The sequence below is a fragment of the Mycobacterium tuberculosis H37Rv genome, assembly GCF_000195955.2.
In the GTDB taxonomy this organism is placed as follows: domain Bacteria; phylum Actinomycetota; class Actinomycetes; order Mycobacteriales; family Mycobacteriaceae; genus Mycobacterium; species Mycobacterium tuberculosis.
On sequence record NC_000962.3, the window covers coordinates 3715720 to 3736939 of the forward strand.

Below are 21220 nucleotides of genomic sequence, written 5' to 3' on the forward strand. Positions count from 1 at the left end.
CCAGTCACAGCGCGGCTCCTCGCGGTCGGGCCGCCGATCACCTACTCTGCACAGACGATGGCCTTCTTACGTTCGGTATCGTGCCTGGCAGCAGCCGTGTTTGCGGTAGGCACCGGAATTGGTCTACCTACCGCGGCCGGCGAACCCAATGCCGCACCGGCGGCGTGCCCGTACAAGGTGTCCACCCCACCCGCCGTGGACTCGTCGGAGGTTCCCGCGGCCGGTGAACCCCCACTGCCGCTGGTGGTACCCCCCACCCCGGTCGGCGGCAACGCGCTGGGCGGCTGCGGCATCATCACCGCCCCTGGCAGCGCGCCAGCGCCCGGCGACGTCTCAGCCGAGGCCTGGCTGGTGGCGGACCTGGACAGCGGCGCGGTGATCGCCGCCCGGGATCCGCACGGCCGGCACCGCCCGGCCAGCGTCATCAAGGTGCTGGTGGCGATGGCGTCCATCAACACGCTCACCCTCAACAAGTCGGTCGCCGGAACCGCCGACGACGCGGCGGTCGAGGGCACCAAAGTCGGGGTGAACACCGGTGGCACCTACACCGTCAACCAGCTGCTGCACGGGCTGCTGATGCACTCCGGCAACGACGCTGCGTACGCGCTGGCCAGGCAGCTCGGCGGCATGCCGGCCGCGCTGGAGAAAATCAATCTGCTGGCCGCCAAGCTGGGCGGCCGGGACACCCGAGTGGCCACGCCGTCCGGACTGGACGGGCCCGGCATGAGCACGTCGGCCTATGACATCGGCCTGTTCTACCGGTACGCGTGGCAGAACCCGGTCTTCGCCGACATCGTCGCGACCCGCACCTTCGACTTCCCGGGGCACGGCGACCATCCAGGCTACGAGTTGGAGAACGACAACCAGCTGCTCTACAACTATCCGGGCGCGCTCGGCGGCAAGACCGGCTATACCGACGACGCGGGGCAGACCTTCGTGGGCGCGGCCAACCGCGACGGCCGGCGGCTGATGACGGTGCTGCTGCACGGGACCCGGCAGCCGATCCCGCCGTGGGAGCAGGCGGCGCACCTGCTCGACTACGGGTTCAACACCCCGGCAGGCACCCAGATCGGGACACTGATCGAACCCGACCCGTCGCTGATGTCCACCGACCGCAATCCCGCCGACCGGCAACGAGTCGACCCCCAGGCCGCGGCGCGGATATCGGCCGCCGACGCCCTTCCGGTGCGGGTTGGCGTGGCCGTCATCGGCGCCCTGATCGTGTTCGGGTTGATCATGGTCGCGCGGGCGATGAACCGCCGGCCGCAGCACTAGCTGCTTACCCCGATACCTTCGGCGTCGTTTGCGGGCGGGCATCCTAGCCGGCCTTGGTCGGCACCGAAATCGGGGCTTGACCAGCGGTTGACCGCGTGACGACGCTGTGGCAGCCTCATCGAAATGACTACAGCCCTATACCAGGACGCGGGGTTCACGCCCGCCGGGGCGCCCGACGACCCCGACCGCGTGGTGGACGTGCTGAGCGCCCCGGTACCGGTCAACTGACCAGATCGGGGCGCCGGGCGCTCCTCGTCGGGCTCACCGCCGCCAGCGTCGGCGTCCTCTACGGGTACGACCTTTCCGCCATCGCGGGTGCGTTGCTGTCTCTCAGCGAGGAATTCGAACTCACCACTCGAGAACAGGAGTTGCTGACCACCACGGCGGTGCTCGGCCAGATCGCCGGGGCGCTTGGCGGCGGCATCCTCGCCAACGCGATCGGACGCAAGAAATCGGTGGTGCTCATCGTCGCCGGCTACGCAGTGTTCGCCCTGCTCGGCGCGACCTCGGTGTCCGTACCGATGCTGGTGGTGGCGCGTCTGCTGCTGGGTGTGACAATCGGCCTGTCGGTGGTGGTGGTGCCGGTGTATGTGGCCGAGTCGGCGCCGGCGGCGGTGCGTGGGTCGTTGGTGACCGCGTATCAGCTGGCGACGCTTAGCGGCATCGTCGTCGGTTACCTGGTCGGCTACCTGTTGGCCGGATCGCACGGCTGGCGCGCGATGTTCGGGCTGGCCGCCGCGCCGGCCACGCTGCTGTTGCCGTTGTTGTGGCGCATGCCCGATACCGCCCGCTGGTATCTGCTCAAGGGCCGGATCGCCGACGCGCGTAGCGCGCTGCGGCGGATCCAGCCGGAGGCCGACATCGATGCCGAGCTGGCCGATATGGCGGCCGCGGTCGACGAACGCGGCGGCGGTATCGGCGAAATGGTGCGGCGGCCGTATCTGCGGGCCACGCTGTTCGTCATCGCGCTCGGCTTCCTCGTCCAGATCACCGGGATCAACGCGATCATCTACTACAGTCCGCGACTTTTCGCCGCCATGGGCTTCGCGGGCTATTTCGCGATGCTTGCCCTGCCCGCGATGGTGCAAGTCGCCGGCTTGGCGGCGGTGTGTGCCTCGCTGTTTCTGGTCGATCGGCTGGGCCGTCGCCCGATCCTGTTGTCCGGCATCGCGACGATGATCACCGCAGATGCCGTGCTGATCACCGTATTCGCCAACGACTCCGATGGTGGCACGGGGCTGGTGTTGGGGTTCGCCGGCGTGCTGCTGTTCATCATCGGGTTCAACTTCGGATTCGGCTCGCTGGTCTGGGTGTACGCCGCGGAGAGCTTCCCGTCCCGGCTGCGGTCGATGGGATCGAGCCCGATGCTCACCTCGACACTGACGGCCAACGCGATCGTTGCCGCCTTCTCGCTCACCATGCTGCGTGTGCTCGGCGGCGCAGGCGTTTTCGCGGTCTTCGGCACGTTCGCCGTCGTCGCGTTCGTGGTCGTGTACCGCTTTGCGCCGGAGACCAAGGGCCGCAAACTCGAGGAGATCCGGCACTTCTGGGAGAACGGCGGCCGCTGGCCCGCCGAGCGGTCACCGGCGGCGGACGAACCGTGACCGTGCTCGGCGCCGACGCCGTCGTCATCGACGGCCGGATATGCCGGCCAGGGTGGGTGCACACCGCCGATGGTCGGATTCTCTCCGGTGGCGCTGGGGCACCGCCCATGCCGGCCGACGCGGAATTCCCCGATGCGATCGTGGTGCCCGGCTTTGTCGATATGCATGTGCACGGCGGGGGCGGCGCGTCGTTCGCCGACGGCAACGCCGCAGACATCGCCCGTGCGGCCGAGTTTCACCTGCGGCACGGCACCACTACCACGCTGGCCAGTCTGGTCACCGCGGGCCCCGCCGAGTTGCTCTCCGCCGTGGGCGCTTTGGCCGAGGCAACTCGGGACGGCGTCGTCGCGGGCATCCATCTGGAGGGGCCGTGGCTGAGCCCAGCGCGGTGCGGAGCGCACGACCACACCCGGATGCGTGCCCCGGATCCCGCCGAGATCGAGTCGGTGCTCGCCGCCGCCGACGGCGCCGTCCGGATGGTCACGTTGGCACCCGAGTTGCCCGGAAGCGATGCGGCGATCCGGCGCTTCCGTGACGCCGAAGTGGTTGTCGCCGTGGGGCATACGGATGCGACCTACACACAGACCCGACACGCCATCGACCTGGGCGCGACAGTCGGCACCCACCTGTTCAACGCGATGCCGCCGCTGGACCATCGGGCGCCCGGACCCGTGCTGGCGTTGCTGTGCGACCCGCGGGTGACCGTCGAAATCATCGCCGACGGCGTGCACGTGCACCCCGCGGTGGTGCACGCGGTGATCGAAGCCGTCGGTCCCGATCGGGTCGCCGTGGTCACCGACGCGATCGCCGCGGCCGGATGCGGCGATGGCGCGTTCCGGCTCGGCACAATGCCGATCGAGGTCGAGTCGAGCGTGGCACGGGTGGCTGGTGCGTCGACGCTGGCGGGCAGCACCACCACCATGGATCAGCTCTTCCGGACGGTGGCTGGGCTCGGCTCGAAGTCGGACTCAGCCGGCGATGTGGCGCTGGCCGCCGCGGTGCAGGTGACCTCGGCGACGCCGGCCCGCGCTCTCGGGCTCACCGGGGTGGGCCGGCTGGCGGCGGGCTATGCCGCCAATCTTGTTGTGCTGGACCGTGATCTGCGGGTGACGGCCGTCATGGTCAACGATGACTGGCGGGTGGGCTGAGCGTCCGTGGAGGCCCGTCACAATGCCCAGGCTCGCACCGTGAGTACTCGGTCAACGTTGACGGTTGCCCCGGCGACCCGGTCACTCTGGCGAGGGCTACCGGCGCCGCGCGGCTTGTACCGCAATCATCCGATCGCCGCGAAGCGCTCGGCAGCCGGCTTGGGCGGTAGCCGACGACACGGGTACGGTCTCACGGCGCGAGCCTGATAAAGCCCGGCGGCATGGGTCGTGCAGGCGACGGCTCTACCGGTCCGTCACCACCGCCGCCACCACCGCTGCCGGCGCCGCCACTGCCGGCAGCGCCCCCGGACTGCGGAACACCAGCAGGCGGCTCAACCTCTGGCGGCGGGGGCGGCGGCTGTTGCGGCGGCGCTGGTCGCGGTGGCGGCGGTGCCACGATCGGCGGGGGTGGAATCAGGGTCTGCGCCGCCGGCGGCGGTACCGGAATCGGCGGCGGATTCGGTATCAGGGGATCCCCCGCGCGAACCGCTCCGAGCACCGAGGCAAGCATCGCACCCGTCGGTTCCCGCCATCCCGGCGACATGATGGTCATGTCCGACACCGACGCCCGCAGGTCGCTTCCCGAGTTGACCGCGCTGCGCGTGGACGCCGCAACGCGATGCGTCGGTTCATTCGATCCCGGCTCGAAATTGGCCATGGCGAACGCCATCTTGCTGTGATGGTTCGGGCAGTAGATCTCCACTGCCGCACTGATAAATCGGGTCATGGTCGTCGTGAGGCGGACAGGGTAGAGGCGCATGACCGGGTCTATGTTGTAGGCATCGTTGCGTAACCCGTCCACAATGTCGTTCACCGGCATGCCGCCATCGAGTTTGCGACACACTTTGTGGGCCGCGTCGATGACGCGAGGCACATTCGCGACGGCGGGGATTTCCTTTTTCTCGAGCAGCGCCAGAAACCGATCGTCTTGGTTTGGGTCGGCCGCTGCTGGGCCGTCGTGCAGAATTGCGGCGCCGATCAGCACCACTAAGGCGGCACCCAGGGCGCCGGCATGGCTAGCGATGCCGGTGAACATGATGGGGTTTCCGTTCTGCTAAAAGCCGTTACCTGGCGGGCTTTGGATCGCGATCCACGCCATAGGTGTGGCTGTCTGGTCAGGTTTGACCGGCGCCATGATGTCGTTTCACAGCGCCGATGCAGTCTGGGAGGGGACCAGGGCATGGGTGCATTGAGGAGCCAGATCCAGAGAACCACACCGGAGCCGCTGGCCGAGGCTCATCCACAAGCCTTCGATCCCGCTCCCGTTGTCGGCATGGGCGCCTGCCGACGGAATCAGCGGATGGTCATAGTGGCGTCGGGCGCCAGGCCTGCGCGGGCACACGCGGTGCGGTGTCGATGGTTGTTCTCATCTGGTAACTCCTTTCCGCAGGCCGCAATTCAGCGGTATGGGCTCACCGAGATCAGGCTCGTCACGATCGCCCGCACTGCTGGCGGCTCACATGTACCCAGTGTTAACCTTCTAGTGCACTAGAAGGTCAAGGGGAGTCGCATGAAGATCAGCGAGGTAGCCGCGCTCACCAACACCAGCACCAAGACCCTCCGCTTCTACGAGAACTCGGGGCTGCTGCCGCCGCCTGCACGCACAGCATCGGGGTATCGCAACTATGGACCCGAGATCGTGGATCGGCTGCGGTTTATCCATCGGGGCCAAGCGGCCGGGCTGGCATTACAGGAAGTACGCCAAATCCTGGCCATCCACGACCGCGGCGAGGCGCCGTGCGCACACGTCCGCCAACTACTGAGCACCCGCATCGACGAAGTCCGCGCGCAGATCGCCGAACTGATTGCCCTCGAAGGCCACTTGCAGACCCTGCTTGACCACGCTTCATATGGCCCGCCCACCGAACACGACCACTCCACGGTGTGTTGGATCCTGGAAAGCGACCTCGATGAGCCCACCGCCATCGAGGTCAGCGACATTCACGCCTAGAGGTCGCTGGGTACGCGGGCTGGCCCACGGGTTTTACGCCGAAGCCGTCGCCGCCCACGCGGTGGCGAACAGGATCAGCCACGCGGTGACGAACGCGAACACCATCAAGCCCAGCACCGGCCCGAACACCGCGCCCGCCGGGCTGCGCAACACTATCTGCAGGTAGATCGCCCCCACCTGCTTGAACAGCTCGAAGCCGACCGCCGCCATCAACCCGGCCCGCGCCGCGGTGACCAAACCGACCGGCTCCCGCGGCAGCCGGCCAATCATCCAGGTGAACAGCACCCACGACACCAGCACCGATACCAGCACCGAGATGCCCCGAAAGATCTCGTCGAACACTGAAAACTGGGGTATTTCAAGCCATCTCAGTACCGCAGCCATCGGCCTGGCATGGCCGAGCACGGTGAGCGCGATGGTGGCCACGATCACCACGAACGTCCCCACCATGGCCGCTAGATCCGACAGTTTGGTGCGCAAGTAGCCCGCCGGAGCGACTGGATGTGCCCACATCTGGCTCAACGCTTCCCGCAGGTGCCACATCCAGCCCAGGCCCACCCAGGCCGCGGTCGCCAGACCGATCACCCCGACCGACGCGCGTGCATCGATCGCCGAATTCATCAGGTCGACCAGCTGCTGTCCCACCGCACCGGAGACCGAGGTGCGGATGCGCTCCTCGAGCGTGGTCAGCAGCTCCGGACGACGCGACAACGCGAATCCACCCACCCCGAAACCGACCATCAGCAAAGGAAATATCGCAAAGATCGTGTAGTAGGTGAGTCCGGCCGCAAAAAGACTGCCGTTGCGATCGTTAAAGCGCGTGAACGCACGCACGACATGGTCCAACCACCCGAACCGGGCCCGCAGCCGGTCAAGCACCCCTGGCTCGGCGAGCTCGCCCATGATCGACTGCCCTACCCCCGTTATAGAAGGAACCCGAGCCGATCGTAGACTCGCTGAACCGTTTTGCTGGCCACATCGTGGGCGCGCTGCGCCCCGGCGGCGAGCACGGCCTCCAGCTCCGCGGGATCTGCGGTCAATTCGTCAACTCTGGCTTGGATCGGGTTGACGAATTCGACGACGGCCTCGGCGGTGTCTTTCTTCAAATCGCCGTAGCCGTGTCCGGCATAGCCGTCGACGAGAACGTCGATGTCGGTCCCGGTGACCGCCGACTGGATGTTCAACAGGTTAGACACCCCTGGCTTGACGTCCGGGTCATAGCGGATGTCACGTTCGCTGTCGGTCACGGCGGAGCGAATCTTCTTGGCGGACAATGCCGGATCGTCGAGCAGGTTGATCAAACCGGCATCGGTGCCCGCCGATTTGCTCATCTTTGACGTCGGGTCTTGTAGATCGTAGATTTTGGCGGTCATCTTGGGGATGAGCACGTCGGGAACCACCAGGGTGCCGGGGAATCGGCTGTTGAACCGTTGCGCGACGTCGCGGGCCAGCTCGAGGTGCTGCCGCTGATCCTCCCCGACGGGCACCAGCTCGGTGTCGTAGGCCAACACGTCCGCGGCCTGCAGTACCGGGTAGGTGAACAGGCCGACGGTGGTGGCCTCGCTGCCCTGACGCGCCGACTTGTCTTTGAACTGGGTCATCCGCGACGCCTGGCCAAAGCCGGTGAAACAACCCAGCACCCACGCCAGCTGGGTGTGAGCCGGCACCTGACTTTGCACGAAGATGGTGGCGCGGCCGGGATCGATTCCCAACGCCAGGTATTGCGCGGCGGTAATCAGGGTCCGGCGCCGCAGTGCCTCGGGATCCTGAGGGATGGTGATCGCATGCAGGTCGACCACGCAGAAGAACGCATCGTGGTCATCCTGCAAGCCAACCCATTGGGCGACGGCGCCCAAGGCATTACCGAGGTGAAGCGAGTCAGACGTGGGCTGCACGCCGGAGAAGATCCGGCGGGACCCGGTAGGGGTGCTCATGATGCCCCGATCCTTTCACGCGGGGTGCCCTCCCCGTCGACCACCGGTCACCACGCTGCTTGCGGTACCGGCGGTACCGGCTTTAGTGTCGGCTCTATGCGCAGTCCGATACGCGTGGGTTCGGGAGAGCCGGTCCTACTGCTACACCCGTTCTTGATGTCCCAAACGGTGTGGGAGAAGGTCGCCCAGCAGCTGGCCGACACCGGCCGCTTCGAGGTATTTGCCCCCACGATGGCCGGCCACAACGGCGGACCGGCCTCGGGCACCCGGTTTTGTCCTCGGCGGTGCTGGCCGACCACGTCGAACGCCAGCTCGACGAACTGGGCTGGGAAACCAGCCATATCGTCGGCAACTCGTTGGGCGGCTGGGTCGCGTTCGAACTCGAACGACGTGGCCGGGCACGCAGCGTGACCGGTATCGCCCCGGCGGGCGGTTGGACCCGCTGGAGTCCGGTCAAGTTCGAAGTGATCGCTAAGTTCATCGCAGGGGCGCCGATCTTGGCCGTCGCCCACATTCTTGGCCAACGGGCGCTTCGGCTGCCGTTCAGCCGCCTGCTGGCCACCCTGCCGATCAGCGCCACACCGGACGGCGTGAGCGAGCGCGAGCTGTCCGGCATCATCGACGACGCCGCGCACTGCCCGGCCTATTTTCAGCTGCTGGTCAAGGCGCTGGTGCTGCCCGGGCTGCAGGAGTTGGAACACACCGCCGTGCCCTCGCACGTGGTGCTGTGCGAGCAGGACCGGGTGGTCCCTCCCAGCAGGTTCAGCCGTCATTTCACCGACTCACTGCCGGCGGGCCACCGGCTCACCGTGCTCGACGGCGTCGGTCACGTTCCGATGTTCGAGGCTCCGGGGCGCATCACTGAGCTGATCACCAGCTTCATCGAAGAGTGCTGCCCGCATGTCCGGGCCAGTTAGCGGGCGCGAGCAGACGCAAAATCGCCCATTTCGGCACGAAATTGGGCGATTTTGCGTCTGCTCGCCCTAATTGGCCAGCTCCTTTTCCAGGTTGTCGGCGATCGCATCGAGGAATTCCTCGCTATTCAGCCAGTCCTGCTCCGGACCGATGAGGATCGCGAGGTCCTTGGTCATCTTCCCGCTCTCCACCGTGGCGATGACGACGGACTCCAGCTTGTGGGCGAAGTCGATGACTTCGGGAGTGCCATCCAGCTTGCCGCGATGCTGTAATCCGCGGGTCCAGGCAAAGATCGACGCGATCGGGTTTGTTGAGGTCGGTTTACCGGCCTGATACTGCCGGTAATGCCGGGTGACGGTGCCGTGGGCGGCTTCGGCCTCGACTGTCTTGCCGTCGGCCGTCATCAGCACCGACGTCATCAGGCCCAGCGAGCCGTAGCCCTGTGCGACGGTGTCCGACTGCACGTCGCCGTCGTAGTTCTTGCACGCCCAGACGTAACCGCCTTCCCATTTCAGGCAGGCGGCGACCATGTCGTCGATCAACCGATGCTCGTAGGTCAGCCCCGCCGCTTCGAACTGCGCCTTGAATTCCTCTTCGTAGACGCGCTCGAACTCGTCTTTGAACATCCCGTCGTAGGCCTTGAGGATGGTGTTCTTGGTGGACAGATATACCGGCCATTTCGCGTTGAGGCCGTAGGAGAACGACGCGCGCGCGAAATCCCGGATGGATTCCTTGAAGTTGTACATCCCCAGCACGACGCCGCCGTCCTCGGGGATGGACACCATTTCGTGCACGATCGGCGCGCTGCCGTCGGCGGGCGTGAAAGTCAGTGTGACGGTGCCCGGTTGGTCGACCTTGAAGTTCGTCGCCCGATATTGGTCACCAAAAGCGTGCCGGCCGATGACGATCGGCTTGGTCCACCCCGGAACCAGTCGCGGCACATTAGAAATCACGATAGGTTCGCGAAAGATTGTGCCGCCCAAGATGTTCCGGATTGTCCCATTGGGCGACAGCCACATCTTCTTCAGGTTGAATTCCTCGACACGGGCCTCGTCGGGGGTGATCGTCGCGCACTTTACGCCCACACCGTGTTTCTTGATCGCATACGCCGCGTCGATCGTCACCTGGTCGTCGGTGGCGTCGCGGTGCTCGATGCCCAAGTCGTAATAGTCCAAGCGGATGTCGAGATAGGGAAGGATAAGCATGTCCTTGATGAGCTTCCAGATGACACGGGTCATCTCGTCACCGTCGAGCTCTACGACCGGACCGCTGACTTTTATCTTGGGTGCGTTGGACATGGGAGTCCACATCAGATTACTAGCAGCCCGCGCGGGCCCCTAGCGGCCGGTAAAGGGCCAGTTGAGACCGCCGGAGTTGTGCTTTGAGTTGGCACTGAGTAGCTGCCATGCGCTAGGCTTCGAGTCGGTCATGAGCGCCAGCGTCAAGCCCCGGCTTGCTGGCCGGCAACCCTCCAACCGCGGTGGGGTGCCCCGGGTGATGACCAGGTTGAGTAGCCATCGCCGGCTGCGCGGCAAGCGCGGGTCCGCCATGACGGGCCCCTGACCAGACGGGGAAAGCTCATGAGCGCCGACAGCAATAGCACCGACGCCGATCCGACCGCGCATTGGTCGTTCGAAACCAAACAGATACACGCTGGTCAGCACCCTGATCCGACCACCAACGCCCGGGCTCTGCCGATCTATGCGACCACGTCGTACACCTTCGACGACACCGCGCACGCCGCCGCCCTGTTCGGACTGGAAATTCCGGGCAATATCTACACCCGGATCGGCAACCCCACCACCGACGTCGTCGAGCAGCGCATCGCCGCGCTCGAGGGCGGTGTGGCCGCGCTGTTCCTGTCGTCGGGGCAGGCCGCGGAGACGTTCGCCATCTTGAACCTGGCCGGCGCGGGCGATCACATCGTGTCCAGCCCGCGCCTGTACGGCGGCACCTACAACCTGTTCCACTATTCGCTGGCCAAGCTCGGCATCGAGGTCAGCTTCGTCGACGATCCGGACGATCTGGACACCTGGCAGGCGGCGGTACGGCCCAACACCAAGGCGTTCTTCGCCGAGACCATCTCCAACCCGCAGATCGACCTGCTGGACACCCCGGCGGTTTCCGAGGTCGCCCATCGCAACGGGGTGCCGTTGATCGTCGACAACACCATCGCCACGCCATACCTGATCCAACCGTTGGCCCAGGGCGCCGACATCGTCGTGCATTCGGCCACCAAGTACCTGGGCGGGCACGGTGCCGCCATCGCGGGTGTGATCGTCGACGGCGGCAACTTCGATTGGACCCAGGGCCGCTTCCCCGGCTTCACCACCCCCGACCCCAGCTACCACGGCGTGGTGTTCGCCGAGCTGGGTCCACCGGCGTTTGCGCTCAAAGCTCGAGTGCAGCTGCTCCGTGACTACGGCTCGGCGGCTTCGCCGTTCAACGCGTTCTTGGTGGCGCAGGGTCTGGAAACGCTGAGCCTGCGGATCGAGCGGCACGTCGCCAACGCGCAGCGCGTCGCCGAGTTCCTGGCCGCCCGCGACGACGTGCTTTCGGTCAACTATGCGGGGCTGCCCTCCTCGCCCTGGCATGAGCGGGCCAAGAGGCTGGCGCCCAAGGGAACCGGGGCCGTGCTGTCCTTCGAGTTGGCCGGCGGCATCGAGGCCGGCAAGGCATTCGTGAACGCGTTGAAGCTGCACAGCCACGTCGCCAACATCGGTGACGTGCGCTCGCTGGTGATCCACCCGGCATCGACCACTCATGCCCAGCTGAGCCCGGCCGAGCAGCTGGCGACCGGGGTCAGCCCGGGCCTGGTGCGTTTGGCTGTGGGCATCGAAGGTATCGACGATATCCTGGCCGACCTGGAGCTTGGCTTTGCCGCGGCCCGCAGATTCAGCGCCGACCCGCAGTCCGTGGCGGCGTTCTGAGGAATTCTGACATGACGATCTCCGATGTACCCACCCAGACGCTGCCCGCCGAAGGCGAAATCGGCCTGATAGACGTCGGCTCGCTGCAACTGGAAAGCGGGGCGGTGATCGACGATGTCTGTATCGCCGTGCAACGCTGGGGCAAATTGTCGCCCGCACGGGACAACGTGGTGGTGGTCTTGCACGCGCTCACCGGCGACTCGCACATCACTGGACCCGCCGGACCCGGCCACCCCACCCCCGGCTGGTGGGACGGGGTGGCCGGGCCGGGTGCGCCGATTGACACCACCCGCTGGTGCGCGGTAGCTACCAATGTGCTCGGCGGCTGCCGCGGCTCCACCGGGCCCAGCTCGCTTGCCCGCGACGGAAAGCCTTGGGGCTCAAGATTTCCGCTGATCTCGATACGTGACCAGGTGCAGGCGGACGTCGCGGCGCTGGCCGCGCTGGGCATCACCGAGGTCGCCGCCGTCGTCGGCGGCTCCATGGGCGGCGCCCGGGCCCTGGAATGGGTGGTCGGCTACCCGGATCGGGTCCGAGCCGGATTGCTGCTGGCGGTCGGTGCGCGTGCCACCGCAGACCAGATCGGCACGCAGACAACGCAAATCGCGGCCATCAAAGCCGACCCGGACTGGCAGAGCGGCGACTACCACGAGACGGGGAGGGCACCAGACGCCGGGCTGCGACTCGCCCGCCGCTTCGCGCACCTCACCTACCGCGGCGAGATCGAGCTCGACACCCGGTTCGCCAACCACAACCAGGGCAACGAGGATCCGACGGCCGGCGGGCGCTACGCGGTGCAAAGTTATCTGGAACACCAAGGAGACAAACTGTTATCCCGGTTCGACGCCGGCAGCTACGTGATTCTCACCGAGGCGCTCAACAGCCACGACGTCGGCCGCGGCCGCGGCGGGGTCTCCGCGGCTCTGCGCGCCTGCCCGGTGCCGGTGGTGGTGGGCGGCATCACCTCCGACCGGCTCTACCCGCTGCGCCTGCAGCAGGAGCTGGCCGACCTGCTGCCGGGCTGCGCCGGGCTGCGAGTCGTCGAGTCGGTCTACGGACACGACGGCTTCCTGGTGGAAACCGAGGCCGTGGGCGAATTGATCCGCCAGACACTGGGATTGGCTGATCGTGAAGGCGCGTGTCGGCGGTGACGTGCTCCCGACGCGACATGTCCCTGTCGTTTGGCTCCGCGGTCGGCGCCTACGAGCGCGGGCGCCCCTCGTATCCACCGGAAGCCATCGACTGGCTGCTGCCGGCCGCCGCCCGCCGCGTGCTCGACCTGGGAGCGGGCACCGGCAAGCTGACCACCCGGCTAGTCGAGCGCGGCCTGGACGTGGTTGCCGTCGACCCGATCCCGGAGATGCTGGACGTGCTGCGTGCTGCGCTGCCGCAAACCGTCGCGCTGCTGGGCACCGCCGAAGAGATTCCGTTGGACGACAACAGCGTTGACGCGGTGTTGGTGGCTCAGGCGTGGCACTGGGTGGATCCCGCCCGGGCGATTCCGGAGGTCGCCCGGGTGTTGCGTCCGGGCGGGCGGCTCGGCCTGGTGTGGAACACCCGCGACGAACGGCTGGGCTGGGTGCGCGAGCTGGGTGAGATCATCGGTCGCGACGGCGATCCGGTGCGCGACAGGGTGACGCTGCCCGAGCCGTTCACTACGGTGCAGCGCCATCAGGTCGAGTGGACGAATTACCTGACACCACAAGCCCTTATCGACCTGGTGGCTTCGCGCAGCTATTGCATCACCTCACCGGCGCAGGTCCGCACCAAAACGCTCGACCGGGTGCGGCAGTTGCTGGCCACCCATCCGGCGCTGGCGAATAGCAACGGCCTGGCGCTGCCCTACGTCACGGTCTGTGTGCGGGCGACTCTGGCCTGACGCCGCCTTTAGGGCCCGGTGCCGGTGTAAATCAGGCCCGCCAGTTGCTGGCCGACGTTGCCGAAGCCGGAGACCAGGGCCGAGGTGATCAGGCCCAGCGCGCCGGTGTTGTACACACCCGAGATGTCCGCGCCGCGGTTGAGGATGCCGGAGAGTTGGGTGCCGAAGTTGGCGAAGCCCGACGCCGATCCGAGCAGCGGATCCGAGATCGCGTTGAGCACGCCCGACATGCCCGCGCCGAGGTTGTGGAAGCCCGACAACCCGCCGCCACCGCCGATGTTGAAGAACCCCGACGACGGGACCGCGGTGGTGTTGCCGAATCCCGGGACGGGCGGGATGACCAACCCGGCGTTGATGGGGCCGAGCAGCGCGTTGACGTCGAGAACCACTGGGATTCGGTCGATGGTGATCTCCAGAGGGAAGGCGAAGGCGGGGGTGGCGCCGGACAACGCGAGGCCCAGCGGGAGTTGGGGAATGGTGATTTCCGGGCTCACGAAGGGTCCGATGGTGACGGACAGGGGCAGCTCGACATGGATTGGATCGACGGGTATGTGGAATCCCGGGATGGTGATTTCCGGTGTTAGATGGGTCACGCCAAGCGAACTCAGCAGCACGGTGAATGGCAGAATCTCGCTGGGCGCCGTTTGGATGGCGGGGACATTAACGTTGATGAACCCCAGCAGCGTAAGGCTGAATGGATCGATGATGGAGCCTGAGCTGAATATCGGGCCCACGGTGACACCGGTTGCGGGGTCGAGTCCCAGGGCGGGAATCGTGATGTCCTGGACGGTGATGGGGCCGAGGTCGAAGACTGGGTCGATGCGAACCGTGATCGGGGAAATGGACACCGGCGGGATGGTGAAGCCGCCGATGTGGCCGGTTGCGCTGAGGTCCAAGGGAATTGCCGGAAATTGGATCGACGGAACGATGATGGGTCCGGCGCCGCCGGACGCGTGGATGTTCGCGACAGTGAATTCGGGAATGATGGTGCTGGTGTAGGAGAAGCCGAGCAGGCCCTGGTAGTCGCCCCGCCAGAAGGCGCCGTTGCTGTAGTTGCCGGAGATGAAGGCGCCGGTGTTGACGTCGCCGGAGTTGGCCACCCCGGTGTTGATGTCACCGGTGTTCAACCAACCCGTGTTGACACTGCCCGGGTTGAAACCGCCCGTATTGGCCTGCCCCGCGTTGAAACTGCCGGTGTTGTAGCTACCCGCATTGACCACACCCGTGTTGAACCCACCCGCGTTGAACAACCCCGTGCTGGCAATCCCCGAATTACCGATCCCGGTGTTATAACTCCCCGAATTGAACACCCCCCAGTTCCCGGTGCCAGAGTTAAAGAACCCCACATTACCGGTCCCCGAATTAAACAACCCCACATTCCCGCTGCCGGTATTGAAACCACCGAACCCGGTCAGATTATCACCGGTCAACCCAATACCGAAATTCCCACTGCCGGTGTTAGCGAACCCAATATTGCCCACACCCATATTCGCCAAACCGAAATTGTAGCTGCCGGCATTACCAAACCCGATATTACCCAAACCCATCAGACCCGGCGTTAACCCCGAATTCCCGAGCCCAAAGTTGCCCCACCCGACATTGCCCAACCCGACATTGTTGCCGCCGATATTGCCGCCACCCACATTGAACCCACCGACGTTGCCCGCACCCAGGTTAAAGTCCCCGACATTGCCCAACCCGACATTGCCCAACCCCACATCGGCCAACCCGAAATTGAGGACCAGACCCTGATGCAGCGCCGTCCCGCTCGCCAACAATCCCGACAACTGCTGACCGACACTACCCAAACCCGACACCAACGCCGGCGCACCCAACCCCAACACGCTGGTGTTGAACAGCCCCGACATGCCAGAGCCGAAATTCAGCACACCCGAATGCAGCGTGCCGGCGTTGAAAACACCCGAACCCCCACCCAGCAACGCCGACGGAGCCTGATTCCAGCCACCCGACACCATCGCGCCGACATTCCCAAACCCCGACACCCCACCCGCACCGGAGTTGAAGAAACCCGACGACGGAGCACCGGTCGTATTCCCGAACCCCGGCACGGCGGGAAGGTCGATGAGGATGTGAACGGGGCCGAGCGTGCTGTGGGCCACGAGGTCAAAGGGGATTTCGCCGATGGTGATTGCCGGAATGGTGACGGCGCCGGTGCCACCGGACAGGTTGATGCTCAGCGGGTTCATCGCGGGGATCGTGAGGCCGCCCGGGAAGATGTCGACGGGCTCGCTGTGGCCGGTAATGCTGGCCAGCAGCGGGATCTCGTCAATGGTGACGACGGGGGTGCTGAACGGCAGGTTGGCCAGGAAAGCCGTGATGGTCCCTTGCGACGAGCTAGCACCGATGACTATCTGGCTTAACGCCAGGGGGGTAAGGCCGATGGGGGTGTTGAAGAGTCCCGTAATCGGACCGATTTTCAGGGGCCCGCCGGGTTGTGAGCCAAACAAGTAATTCAGCGTGACGGGCACCCGTGGAATATCGAGGTGCGGGACGGTGATGGGGCCGAGGCCGACGCTGACCGTGGTGGCGGCCAGGTCGATCTGGGGAATCGGGATGCTCGGCACAGTGAAGCTGTCGATGGCGACGTTGGCGCTGAACTCGGGGCGGATCGCGGGAATGTCGATGGCGGGGATAACGACGGAGCCCAGTCCGCCGGTGAGGGTGAGGTCCAGGAACGGCGTTTGGGGAAGCACGGCGGGGCGGTAGGAGAAGCCGAGCAGGCCCTGGTAGTCGCCCCGCCAGAAGGCGCCGTTGCTGTAGTTACCGGAGATGAAGGCGCCGGTGTTGACGTCGCCGGAGTTGGCCACCCCGGTGTTGATGTCACCGGTGTTCAACCAACCCGTGTTGACACTGCCCGGGTTGAAACCGCCCGTATTGGCCTGCCCCGCGTTGAAACTGCCGGTGTTGTAGCTACCCGCATTGACCACACCCGTGTTGAACCCACCCGCGTTGAACAACCCCGTGCTGGCAATCCCCGAATTACCGATCCCGGTATTATAACTCCCCGAATTGAACACCCCCCAGTTCCCGGTGCCAGAGTTAAAGAACCCCACATTACCGGTCCCCGAATTAAACAACCCCACATTCCCGCTGCCGGTATTGAAACCACCGAACCCGGTCAGATTATCACCGGTCAACCCAATACCGAAATTCCCACTGCCGGTGTTAGCGAACCCAATATTGCCCACACCCATATTCGCCAAACCGAAATTGTAGCTGCCGGCATTACCAAACCCGATATTACCCAAACCCATCAGACCCGGCGTTAACCCCGAATTCGCCAACCCGACATTGCCAAACCCGACATTGCCCAACCCGACATTGTTGCCGCCGATATTGCCGCCACCCACATTGAACCCACCGACGTTGCCCGCACCCAGGTTAAAGTCCCCGACATTGCCCAACCCGACATTGCCGCCACCGAGGTTGCTCAACCCCACGTTCGGGCCGACGATCCCGACCGCGGAATTGAAGCCCGAGATCAGGTTGTTGGCGATGCTCCCGTCGAACAGGCCCAACAGTCCCACACCCAGGCCCGGGACAGCCAAACCGCTGAAGGGATCCGACGTGGTGGTGGTGGAGTTCCCTGAGCCCGGCTCGGTGATGATCGGGATGTTGATGGGGCCCACCGGGATTGTGACGTCCACGTTCAGCGGAATTGCGGGCAGCACGGTGGCCGGGATGAAGACGGCGTCCTCGAGGTTGATGGACACGTCGATAGGCAGGATTTCGTGCAGAATCATTGACTTTACGGTGGATGCCGGGGAACCGAAAGAGAAGTTGAGCGGTATGGATTCACTGACAGTGGGCAACGGGATACTGAGTCCCGCCATGGTGATGGGAATAGAACTTCCCGGAATTACAATCGGATTCAGTTCGATGCCGTCTCTGAAGTCAAACAAGAAAAGAGTCTGACCGACCGACATGAACAGCTGGGCGGGCTGGGTCTGTATATTCGTGATTTGGATTCCGGAGATATCGATGCTTCCCGTGATGCCCAGGCCGGACAGCAGGGTAGTGGCCGGGGCGTTAAAACTCACATTGACGTTTCCGTCGAGGCCAAAATTGATGGCGGGGATGGGGATGTCCGGGACGGTAAAGGGGCCGACCTCGAGGTTTCCCGTGACGGTCAGGAGGGGATTTAGCGCATCCACAACGGTGGTGGTCGGGATGCTGATGGGGCCGATGCCGCCGTTGAGGGTGAAGTGAAATGGAAACAGCCCGCTGGTGAGGCCAAAGCCGCCTGGGACCGCCGGAATGGGGCCGTTGGCCGGGGTTGGCGGGATGTAGTCCCACCGGAACGGGAAAGGGCCAATAGAAAGGGTGGTGTGCAGGTCCACCGGGATGCGGTCAACCGTGAAACCCTGCGGGAACACGGTGAATCCACCGGTGCCGACGGAGAAGTTGGTGAGGCTGACCACGGGGTTTTCCGGGAACGCCAGGCCGCCCGGGAATAGCGTGATGCTGTCCAGGCCGCCGGTCAGGTTGACGGTCACCGGTGTTTGGTCGGGAACGGTGAGGCCGGCCGGGAACAAGGCCAAGGACGATGTGGACAGATTGAAAGTCGCGCCGAACGGGCCGGGGATCGTGCCCGGGCCGCCGTAGCTGCCGATGATGGGTCCATTGATCTGCAGGTCGCTGATGCTGAGGTAGAACGACCCGGAGGGGAATTTCGCGCCGGGTGGGCCTAGCGGCGGGCCGTAGTGGTCGATCGTGATGAACGGGTCCGGCAAGACGACCGGGTCCGCGGTGATTTCTGCCATGGCGGTTTGCCCGAAAAGAACAAACGCGGGATTCACGTGAAAACCCTCGAGGCCGACGGTTCCGGTCACGTGGATCGGGATCGCGGGAATGGTGATCTCCGGGAGAGTGAATTCGCGGATCCCGATGAATCCCCCGGTGATTTGTATGTCGAATGCCGGAATATCGATGGGCTGGACGTGGATGGGACCGATCCCGCCAATCACCTGCAGGTCAATGGGGATTTCGGAAATGGTGAAAAGGGTGCCGGGGGTGAAGGGGGCCAGGACGTTGATGTTGTTGCCCGTTAAGAAGAAACCGGTGTTGTGGCTTCCCGAATTGAATACGCCCAAATTCCCGGTGCCGGAGTTGAAGAACCCGACATTGCCGGTACCCGAATTGAACAATCCCACATTCTCGCTGCCCGAATTGAAACCACCGAACCCAGTCAGATTGTCCCCGCTGAGCCCGATACCGATATTCCCGTTGCCGGTATTGGCCAACCCGATGTTGCCGATGCCCATGTTCGCCAGGCCGAAATTGCTGCTGCCGGCATTGCCGAACCCGACGTTGTCGAACCCGATATTGCCCAATCCGAAGTTGTTGCCGCCCAGCGCGCCGCCCGACAACATCCCCGACAACTGAGTACCTACATTGCCGATACCCGACATCAACGTGCCGGAGTTGAAATAGCCCGAAACCGTTCCCGGCAACACCTGCATGGCCTGGGTGGACTGGTTAAACCAGCCCGAGGTGTGCGCGCCGACGTTCCCGAATCCCGACACCCCGCCGGCGCCGGTGTTAAAGAAGCCCGAGGACGGGGCGGTGGTCGAATTCCCGAACCCCGGCGACGCCGGAACGTTGCCGCCCACGATGTCGACGGGCCCGACGCCGCCGATGGCGTGCAGGTTCAGGGGGATGTTGTCGATGGTGATTGCCGGGGTGCTCAGGGCGTTGATGTGGCCAATCACGTTGATCGCCAGCGGAAGTGGTTGCTCGGGAATCGAGAATCCCGGAATGGTGAAGGCCTCGGTGCCTGCCGTTACGCCAAGAGTCAGGGTGAGCGGCCCCCCGGTGGGAATGCTGAGGCCAACCGGGAAAAGGGTGAGGGCTGGGGTGGAATAACTGAAGGTTACTGGGATGGAAAACCCGGTATTGATATGTATTGGGCCGATCAAGGTTGTGGGAATGGGGGAAGGGCTGAGGGCGACCTGTTGGATTTGGGGAATTGTTATGGACGAGACGGGCCAGGCCAGCGTGATGGTTTGGTTGAAGTTTTGTGCCGGCCACAGGGTGATGGGATTGATTTTGATGGGGCCGATCGAAATATTGGGTATGCCGACGCCGAGCGAGATTGCCGGGACGTTGATGGGCGGGACGACCAAGGGTCCGAGGTAGAGGGTTTCGTTGATGTTGATCGGGATGTCGGGAAGTATGTGGATGGGCTCGATAGTGATGGCGCCGACACCACCGTTTATGTCCAGGCTGAGGGGAATGACAGGAAGAACGTTCGCTCCCGAGGAGAAGCCGAGCAGGCCCTGGTAGTCGCCCCGCCACAAGACGCCGTTGCTGTAGTTACCGGAGATGAAGGCACCGGTGTTGACGTCGCCGGAGTTGGCCACCCCGGTGTTGATGTCACCGGTGTTCAACCAACCCGTGTTGACACTGCCCGGGTTGAAACCGCCCGTATTGGCCTCCCCCGCGTTGAAACTGCCGGTGTTGTAGCTACCCGCATTGACCACACCCGTATTGAACCCACCCGCGTTGAACAACCCCGTGCTGGCAATCCCCGAATTACCGATCCCGGTGTTATAGCTCCCCGAATTGAACACCCCCCAGTTCCCGGTGCCGGAGTTAAAGAACCCCACATTACCGGTCCCCGAATTAAACAACCCCACATTCCCGCTACCGGTATTGAAACCACCGAACCCGGTCAGATTATCACCGGTCAACCCAATACCGAAATTCCCACTGCCGGTGTTAGCGAACCCAATATTGCCCACACCCATATTCGCCAAACCGAAATTGTAGCTGCCGGCATTACCAAACCCGATATTACCCAGACCCATCAGACCCGGCGTTAACCCCGAATTCCCGAGCCCAAAGTTGCCCCACCCGACATTGCCCAACCCGACATTGTTGCCACCGATATTGCCGCCGCCCACGTTGTAGCTCCCGACGTTGCCGGCCCCCACGTTGTAGCTGCCGACGTTGCCGCTTCCCGCGTTGAAGAGGCCAACGTTGGCCAAACCCAGATTGACGGCGAGCGACTTGGCCGGCTCGGCGGCGGCCGCCAGGCTTGCCAGCGGCGAGCCAAACGGCGCCAACGCCTCGGCCGCCGCCGAGGCGCCGGTGTGGTACCCCAGCATCGCGGCCACGTCCTGGGCCCACATCAGCTCGTAGTCGAACTCCGCGGCCGCGATCGCCGGCGTGTTCTGGCCGAACAGATTCGATAACGCCAGCGACACTAACCTCGACCGATTGGCCGCGATGACGAAGGGGTCCACCGTCTCGGCCAACGCCGCCTCGAACACACCCACCACCGCCCGGGCCTGCCCGGCCGCCGACTCGGCGGAGGCCGCCGCCGCGCTCAACCACCCCGCATACGGGGCGGCCGCCGCCGCCATCGCGACCGAGGACGGCCCCTGCCAGATACCACCGACCAGCCCCGAGGTCACCGACCCGAAAGCCGCCGCCGCCGAGCCCAGCTCGGCGGCCAGCTCATCCCAGGCCGCGGCCGCCGCCAACAGGGGGCCCGGACCCGCCCCGGTATATATCAGCAGGGAGTTGATCTCTGGCGGCATTACGACAAAACTCATGCCG

12 protein-coding genes and 1 pseudogene are annotated in these 21220 nt (G+C 64.9%); 8 read left to right on the forward strand and 5 right to left on the reverse strand.

Annotation, left to right across the window (positions count from 1 at the left end):
- The first annotated feature begins 57 nt into the window (after nucleotides 1–57).
- The 3 genes from dacB1 to nagA all read left to right on the forward strand — a co-directional run bounded on the left by dacB1 (nucleotide 58) and on the right by nagA (nucleotide 4027).
- On the forward strand, nucleotides 58–1275 hold the full coding sequence (dacB1, locus tag Rv3330) for a penicillin-binding protein DacB (protein ID NP_217847.1): 1218 nt from the start codon (nucleotides 58–60) through the stop codon (nucleotides 1273–1275).
- A gap of 95 nt (nucleotides 1276–1370) precedes the next feature.
- A complete protein-coding gene (gene sugI, locus Rv3331) occupies nucleotides 1371–2879 on the forward strand; it encodes a sugar-transport integral membrane protein SugI (protein ID NP_217848.1) in 1509 nt (502 codons plus the stop codon).
- Nucleotides 2876–4027: an N-acetylglucosamine-6-phosphate deacetylase NagA gene (gene nagA, locus Rv3332; protein ID NP_217849.1), complete on the forward strand. Its 1152-nt coding sequence runs from the start codon at nucleotides 2876–2878 to the stop codon at nucleotides 4025–4027. Before sugI ends, nagA begins: the two co-directional genes overlap by 4 nt.
- 190 nt (nucleotides 4028–4217) lie before the next feature.
- On the opposite strand, the gene Rv3333c is transcribed toward nagA, so the two are convergent.
- A complete protein-coding gene (locus tag Rv3333c; RefSeq protein NP_217850.1) occupies nucleotides 4218–5063 on the reverse strand; it encodes a hypothetical protein in 846 nt (281 codons plus the stop codon).
- 474 nt (nucleotides 5064–5537) lie between these two features.
- Between Rv3333c and Rv3334 the strand changes: the two genes are divergently transcribed.
- Entirely contained in the window at nucleotides 5538–5978 is a 441-nt protein-coding gene (locus Rv3334) for a MerR family transcriptional regulator (protein ID NP_217851.1), read from the forward strand.
- 33 nt (nucleotides 5979–6011) lie between these two features.
- Here Rv3334 and Rv3335c read toward each other — a convergent pair whose 3' ends face one another.
- A complete protein-coding gene (locus Rv3335c; RefSeq protein ID NP_217852.1) occupies nucleotides 6012–6881 on the reverse strand; it encodes an integral membrane protein in 870 nt (289 codons plus the stop codon).
- Between the two features lie 20 nt (nucleotides 6882–6901).
- Complete coding sequence (gene trpS / locus Rv3336c) at nucleotides 6902–7912, reverse strand: tryptophan--tRNA ligase (RefSeq protein ID NP_217853.1); 1011 nt, start codon at nucleotides 7910–7912, stop codon at nucleotides 6902–6904.
- 96 nt (nucleotides 7913–8008) lie between these two features.
- Between trpS and Rv3337 the strand changes: the two are divergent.
- Nucleotides 8009–8829 (forward strand): annotated as a pseudogene (locus Rv3337).
- Nucleotides 8830–8895: 66 nt separating this feature from the next.
- Here Rv3337 and icd1 read toward each other — a convergent pair.
- Nucleotides 8896–10125, reverse strand: a complete 1230-nt coding sequence (gene icd1, locus Rv3339c) for an isocitrate dehydrogenase (RefSeq protein ID NP_217856.1) — start codon at nucleotides 10123–10125, stop codon at nucleotides 8896–8898.
- Nucleotides 10126–10407: 282 nt separating this feature from the next.
- Here icd1 and metC point away from each other — a divergent pair, with 282 nt between their 5' ends.
- Genes metC through Rv3342 form a run of 3 tightly spaced genes read left to right on the forward strand, consistent with a single transcriptional unit; the run spans nucleotide 10408 to nucleotide 13636 of the window.
- Nucleotides 10408–11757 carry an O-acetylhomoserine sulfhydrylase gene (metC, locus tag Rv3340; protein ID NP_217857.1) on the forward strand — a complete coding sequence of 450 codons (1350 nt, stop codon included), beginning with the start codon at nucleotides 10408–10410 and terminating at the stop codon, nucleotides 11755–11757.
- Between the two features lie 11 nt (nucleotides 11758–11768).
- The gene (metA, locus tag Rv3341; protein ID NP_217858.1) at nucleotides 11769–12908 is read left to right on the forward strand and encodes a homoserine O-acetyltransferase; all 1140 of its coding nucleotides are present in this window, start codon (nucleotides 11769–11771) and stop codon (nucleotides 12906–12908) included.
- Nucleotides 12905–13636, forward strand: coding sequence for a methyltransferase (locus Rv3342; protein NP_217859.1), 732 nt, complete (start codon nucleotides 12905–12907; stop codon nucleotides 13634–13636). Before metA ends, Rv3342 begins: the two co-directional genes overlap by 4 nt.
- 8 nt (nucleotides 13637–13644) lie before the next feature.
- On the opposite strand, the gene PPE54 is transcribed toward Rv3342, so the two are convergent.
- Nucleotides 13645–21216: a PPE family protein PPE54 gene (gene PPE54 / locus Rv3343c; protein YP_177960.1), complete on the reverse strand. Its 7572-nt coding sequence runs from the start codon at nucleotides 21214–21216 to the stop codon at nucleotides 13645–13647.
- Nucleotides 21217–21220 lie beyond the last annotated feature (4 nt).